Annotated in this window: 3 protein-coding genes and 2 pseudogenes; 1 reads left to right on the top strand and 4 read right to left on the bottom strand. The window is 65.6% G+C overall.

The window, feature by feature from the left end; genetic code table 11:
- Window positions 1–434 precede the first annotated feature (434 nt).
- The 4 genes and pseudogenes from EPN98_RS23985 to EPN98_RS23970 form a co-directional block, all read right to left on the bottom strand.
- On the bottom strand, window positions 435–1,670 hold the full coding sequence (locus tag EPN98_RS23985) for an IS4 family transposase (RefSeq protein WP_293365512.1): 1,236 nt from the start codon (window positions 1,668–1,670) through the stop codon (window positions 435–437).
- A 131-nt stretch (window positions 1,671–1,801) separates the two neighbouring features.
- A pseudogene (locus tag EPN98_RS23980) lies at window positions 1,802–1,894 on the bottom strand (integrase core domain-containing protein); the annotation flags it as partial.
- Window positions 1,895–1,900: 6 nt separating this feature from the next.
- Window positions 1,901–2,026, bottom strand: a pseudogene (locus EPN98_RS23975) (chemotaxis protein CheW); the annotation flags it as partial.
- A 146-nt stretch (window positions 2,027–2,172) separates the two neighbouring features.
- A complete protein-coding gene (locus tag EPN98_RS23970; RefSeq protein ID WP_293365511.1) occupies window positions 2,173–3,909 on the bottom strand; it encodes a methyl-accepting chemotaxis protein in 1,737 nt (578 codons plus the stop codon).
- Between the two features lie 379 nt (window positions 3,910–4,288).
- Between EPN98_RS23970 and EPN98_RS23965 the strand changes: the two genes are divergently transcribed.
- Complete coding sequence (locus EPN98_RS23965; RefSeq protein ID WP_293365509.1) at window positions 4,289–6,232, top strand: hypothetical protein; 1,944 nt, start codon at window positions 4,289–4,291, stop codon at window positions 6,230–6,232.
- Window positions 6,233–6,386: the final 154 nt, after the last annotated feature.

The following is a 6,386-nucleotide window of genomic DNA, read 5'->3' as shown; positions in this document are numbered from 1 at the left end:
CTTCGGGTCGAGCTTGCGCAACTCAGCCGCCAGGCCAGGCAGGTGCGCGGCCCCGTCGGTGATGAAGATCCTGGCATCCGGCGACTGCATGATGCGCTGCGCGAGGGCGCGGTTGCATAGTGGCTCAGGGGCAGGTCGGGTGTCTGGCCGCAAGAAGCAAGACCCGCAAGAAGCAAGACCTGACCCAATACTGTTCATTTAGAGGAAACCCGCCCGCTGGATTGCTGGATGACCATCGCGCAGCTGCCTTGGGCCTGCGCTGTCGTATCGATACCGGCATGGGCCCCAGCATGCTGGGCTTGCTATCGACGGGAACACGAATGCGGGCCTTGCGATCATGGCAAGCGTAGGGCGAATGGCGCCGCTTGACCATGCGCAGTGATCGTCTGTCCAGCGTACGGGTTGCCCGCAGCATGGCACTGATCTGCAGCAGTTCATTGAACCAGCGGCGGCGACGGCGGGGCCGCTCTGGGGGGAAAGGCCCCTGAGCGAGGCTGTGCGCGGCGCAGCAACTGCACGTGTCCGGTGAAGGACAGCTCCTCGTGCGGTATTCGGTGGCGTGCCGCACCCTGGTGCAGCAACCATCGCACGGCATAGTGGGCCAGCACCCAGCCGTAGAACTCCTGGCGCACCAGTTCGGCCGTCTTGCTGCGCAAGACGCGGCGGCTTTGCCTCAAGTGGGTCTTCAACTCGTCGAACACGGCCTCGATTTCCCAGCGCTGGTGGTACAGCGCCGCCAACTCCAGGGCCGGCGCGGCGCGGGCGTCCAGCAGCGTCGTCAACAACCTGTAGCGGGGCTGCCCTGCGGCGTCGTTGGGCAGCGCGTACTCGATCACGCGCACGACCATGGCTTGCTCCTGCGCCTGGACGCGGCCCACGCCAGTCGGATAGATGGCACTGATGTACGAGCCGTCCTCGAGCAGCTGGTGCACCGGCAACTGCCGGTTGGCTGCACAGCGCCACAACAGATCCGCGCCGCTTGCCCGCGCCTGGCGCCAATACTCATAGCCATTGAAGCCGCGATCGGCCAGGCACAGCATGCCCGGCTGCAGCCGGGACATCAGCGGCTGGCAGACCTCCCACTCGCTGGCCCGATACGCGCCGATGTTGGCGCCCAGGATGGCATGCGTGGCGCACTCCACCAGTACCGCGCATTGGGCCTGCGGGTAGCCGGCCATGCCCGTGCGGCTGCCGGGACGGCCGAACTGCTGCACGTTGTCAGCTTCGTCGGGCAGCTCGAAGTTGCTGCCGTCCACGGCCACCAGACGTAGTCCGCGATAGAAGGCTTGCGGGTGCGTGCGTGCATCGGCCAAGGCGACGCAGCAGCGCTCCACGAGATCGCGCAGGGGCGCCGCTCCGATCTTGCTGCGCACACCGCTGATCGAGGACTTGGCCACCCGCTGCGGATCGGCCGCGCCGGCGGCCCAAGCCAGCCCTTGCGCCACCGCGGCGAACACTTCCTCATAGGCAGCTTCCGGATACAGGCTCAGCGCCATGCAGTAGTACACCCCGGCCACCGCGGGGAAGCTGCGCAGCCGCTGCGAGTTGCAGCCGTGTGCGTCCAACACGGCGTGTACTTCCTCGGCAGGGAAGACTCTTGCCAGCAAGCTGGCGCTGAGGTAGTCCGCCAGCCTCGCGCCGGCGCCAAGCGCAGCCTTGGTTCGTGCCATGGGCAAGCTCCGTCATTGCGACGGGGCTCGATTATGAGAGAAGTTCAACTATCCGAACAGTATTGGGTCAGGTCTTGCCTTTCGCTGCAAAAGGCGAGGCCTGACCCTGGCTCGACTGGCTCGAGCCCGATGCTGCTGTGTGGCCGGACCTCGTAGTAGTCCTTCCTCCAATCGGTGATCGCCACACGGTCCCGGTCCAGTGTCTGGAACCAATGCTCGTTGACAACGCCCTTGATGAAGGGCGCGGCATTCGCGATGCCGGTGGGGGCCTCATAGCTGCGGATGTCCTGAACGCGCAGGATGTAGATTCCGTATTCCTCGCCGCACAGGCGGAAGCTAAGGAATTCGTTGGGCATGGCGGCCATTGCACGGGCTGCATGTTCGGGTGACGCGGCTGTGCTGTGCACGGCAGTTGGTGCCGCCACGGGATGGTCCTTCAGCGACCATGGTCATTGATGACTGCTTGAAGGGTGGGTGCAGGTTCCGGCGCGGCGAGCCGCACTCAGAACGAATCCCAGTCGTCGGTGCCGGTCCTGGCCGCGGCGCTTGCCGATCGCGTTTCCTCTGCGGCGGGCTTCGACGCCGCCACAGGCTTGGTCTTGAAGGCAGGGCGGGTGACGTTCTTGGCACGGTCCGGACCGCGTCGCTCGACGACCGGTGCGCTGGCAGCCGAGTTGGCCACATAGCTCGATCCAGCCGACACATCATGCGACAGCCTGAACACGGCTACCGCCTGGACGAGTTGCTGGGCCTGGCCCTTCAGGCTCTCTGCGGCAGCGGCGCTCTCTTCCACCAGCGCTGCGTTCTGCTGCGTCACCTGGTCCATCTGACTGACAGCCTCGCCGACTTGCCCGATACCCGAGCTCTGCTCGAAGCTGGCCGAGGCGATCTCGGCCACGATGTCGCTCACACGCTGGATGGAGCCGACGATCTCGCCCATGGTCTTTCCGGCCTGGTCCACCAGCATCGTGCCTTGCTCCACCTGCTCGACGCTGCGGCCGATCAGGGTCTTGATTTCCTTGGCAGCTTCCGCGCTACGCTGAGCCAGACTGCGCACTTCGGAGGCCACCACCGCGAATCCCCGTCCCTGCTCGCCGGCACGGGCCGCCTCCACGGCGGCGTTCAGCGCCAGAATGTTGGTCTGGAAGGCGATGCCGTCGATGACACCGATGATGTCGCCGATCTTGCGGCTGCTGCTGCTGATGTCCTGCATCGTGCTGACCACTTTGCCTACCACCTCTCCGCCTTGCAAAGCCACCGTCGAGGCGCCTTGAGCCAATTGATTTGCCTGCTTTGCGCTGTCGGCGTTGTTGCGCACCGTGGAGTTGAGCTGCTCCATCGTGGCGGCGGTCTGCTGCAGCGCGCTGGCTTGCTCTTCCGTACGCTGGCTCAGGTCGTGATTGCCCTGGGCAATCTGGGCACTGGCCGTGGCTACGCTTTCGGAGTTCATGCGCACGTTGGAGACCACGCTCGATAGGCTCGATTGCATGCGGGCCACATTGGCCAGGACGCTGGAGGTGTCGCCTGGAGCCGCCACCAGGGGCTGGCTCAGATCGCCATTGGCTACCTTGGCCACAGCCTCGCTCAAGATCCCCGGCTCAGCACCCAGGGACAAGCGCAGGCTGCGCGCCAGCCGCCAGCCGACGGCACCCCCGATGACCGCCATCAAGAGGGCCAGGCCAGACATCAACACGACACTGAAGGCGGCGGTCTCAACGGCGCTATTCGCCAGTTCGTCGGCAATCTCCTGTTGCAGATCGCAGGAGTCGTCTACGGCCTTGAAGACGACATTCTGAAGGGTGCGCACATCACCGATCAGGTAAGCACCAGCGGCCGCCTTGTCACCCTTGACCGCCATCTCAATGGCCCGGTCCAACGCGGCGTTGTAGGGGCGGCGGTTTTCAATGATGACCTTGTAAAGCTCCTGTGCCCTGGGCAGCGTGATCGTCTTGTCCAGCTTGGCCAGGATCTCGGTGTTCTTGGCGCGAAGTTCAGCTATTTTCTTCTTCTCACCCTCTACGAACGCCGGGTCGTTGTTGATGACGATGTTGCGGGCGTAGCGTCCGATGGTCTGGAAGTTGTCCTTCAGATCCGTGAACCGAGTGATTTTGACCATGCGGTTGCTGGCGAGTTCGTCCGCGTTGGCGCCCAGGCCTTTCATGGTGACGGCTGCGTATGCCACGATCGCGACCCCGATGGCCACCGTGAGGCCAAAGGCAAACGCCAAGCGTTTGGCCACTGTCGGATTTCTGAAGATTGTTTGTGCCTTCTGGTTGACAAGCGCGGCGGCTCTTGCGCCCCCCCCGCGAGGAGAGGCTGTTGAACTCTGCAAGCTGGAGTCGGTTATCGGCACCTGATCATGAGACTTGAACCAGATCCGACTCGCAATGCAGAGGCATCGCCTGCGATCGGCGATCCGTCGGCGCCAGTTTGCGTTCCGTCGATAACCGGGTGGCATCCCCGCTCAGGTCGTGCCGATCTGTGGCGCGCTGCCCGAACAGCAGCACCCGGTGCGGTTGCGCTGCATCAAGGAATGGCGGGCTTCGACGGCCTTGCCACACGGCTGTCATGGCGGGGACTGACCCTGGACCGCCCATCGGCTGCCACGAACGGACACCATGCAAAAGACCCAAGCGGTCGCCTCCCTCGGCCAGCACAGACTGATGCTGCCGGCCTGGGTCAAGGCGGCCTTGTCAGCCAACGACCGCCTCAAGGTCTACCTCACCGTGCTGCAGGCGGCCGCGTCGCACGCTGCCCACCCCCATCGCGATGTGCCCGACCTGTCGAAGGAGATTGCGGCGGCCGGCCTGAACACGGCCTGGCTCCACGAACTCGCTGCCGTCGCACGACGCGTCGATGAGGACCTTTACGTCCCCGACCTGCCACGCCTGGTCAAGTGCGTCGCGGACGACCTCACGACCATGGCCCGCCCGGTGCTCGAGACGATATCTGTGGGCGATGAACTGCACCGCCGCGTGCAGCATCGCCTCGAGTGGCTGGTCGGCCTGGCCGCCGACAGGCTCACCGATCGGCAGATCCATGACCTCACCCATGGCCACCGCGGCGAGGGCGACAGCCTGCACTTGCTGGTGATGGACCTGCACAAGAAGATCAACAAGGTCTGCGGCGACCTGGCCAGCGAGGTGATCGCCGGTGCCAACGTCTGGGACCTGCTGCCCCAGGATAGCCTGCGCGTGGAAGCCTTCATGCGCGGCCTCAATCGCACCAGCATCCTGAAGTTCGACCACCCCGGCCTGGACACGGCCGCGACGCGGGACGGCGAACGCCTGCTGATCCAGAACGACATCGGCACGAACGACGCTCACGTGCTCGTGATCCAGGTCGCCGCGCATGCGATCACGCTGACCTATTCCGATTTGCACCGGATCCGTCTGGAGTTCTTCCAGGTCTTGCTCGAGCCCTTTGGTGCCAAGTGGTCAGGCCTGGAGTCGCGCACGAGCGCTGATCTCAATGACGGCGCAGCCTATTCCGTGTCGACTGCGCAGTTCGACTGCGCCGATGACGCCGCGGTCGAGGCAGCGCTGGAAGGGATCGGCTCGCGGATCGTGTTCCTGATCGACTGGAACAGGGCGCGCAAGCGTCTGCAGGCCTTCGTAGAGAAGGAGGACGCCATCGCCATCCTGGCCGAAGTCGCACGCCTGGACATCGGCCACCGCGCCTGGCTGCAGGTCGGCGGCGAACGGCTGATCTTCGCAGCGATGCAGGCGGCAGGCGACGGTGCCTTCCGCATCGGCGACCGGCTGGATGAGATCGTCGGCGTCGCCGACGCGCACGCCTTCCTGGTGGCGGTGATGCGTCTGGCCTGCGACGCCTTGCGCCGGGGCCAACCGGCGGCCCTGGTCGCCGACGAGACGCGCATGTTGCTGGCGCAGCATGTCCGCCAACGCACCAGCGAGTTGGACCTGCTGGCCGAGCATGCGTCCTACTGCCAGGCGCTGGCGCAGGCGGTCAGCGATGGCCTGGCCCATGGCGCCGAACGGTCGGGCAAGGCGGCGAAGGAACTCGCTGCGCGTTCGAAGGCCTGGGAGCGCAAGGCAGACCACCTGGTGATGCAGGCCCGAGACAAGGCCGAGCGCCACCCGCGCTGGCGACCGGTGGCTCGGCTGATCGAACAATCCGACGACGTCGCTGACGCGCTTGAGGAGGCTGCCTTCCTGATCAGCCTGATCGCGGACCACCACCTCAAGGGCTGGAACGAAGACGTCCGCAAGGTGCTGGCACGCCTGGCGGACACCGTGCTGCAGGCCACGCAGGATCAGGTCAAGGCACTGGCCATTGCCCGGACCCTGGGCAGCCATGGCGAATCGGTCGACAACGATGCCTTTCTGGGCGCGACCTGGCGAGTGCTGCAGGCCGAGCGCCAGTGCGACGCCATGCTGCGCGACGCGCGACGCCTGATCCTTGGTGCGGTGCAGGACGCCCCTTCGCTGATGCTCGCCAACGACCTCGCCAGCACCCTTGAACTGGCCTCGGATCACCTGCTCGCCGCCGCCTATGCGTTGCGGGAACTGGCATTTGACAAGGCCGGGGTGCGGGGATGAGCAGTCACCGGTACCACCACAGGGACGACAGGCAGGACGCCGCGCTCGTGCGCAGCAACGCTCCGCAGGTCCCTGGCAATGGCCTTCGGGGCGCAGCTTCAGCCATTGCCGGGCCGGTCCCGACGCGCTCGCAAACCATCGGACCGACCGCGGC

Origin of the sequence: Phenylobacterium sp., from assembly GCF_004299445.1 — a bacterium.
Lineage (GTDB): Bacteria > Pseudomonadota > Alphaproteobacteria > Caulobacterales > Caulobacteraceae > Phenylobacterium.
This window is presented reverse-complemented; position numbering and strand designations above follow the sequence as displayed.

Bases quoted from the DNA above. Each gene is read 5' to 3' on its own strand.
- EPN98_RS23985 (WP_293365512.1), bottom strand. From the start codon at position 1,670: ATGGCACGAACCAAGGCTGCGCTTGGCGCCGGCGCGAGGCTGGCGGAC.
- EPN98_RS23965 (WP_293365509.1), top strand. From the start codon at position 4,289: ATGCAAAAGACCCAAGCGGTCGCCTCCCTCGGCCAGCACAGACTGATG.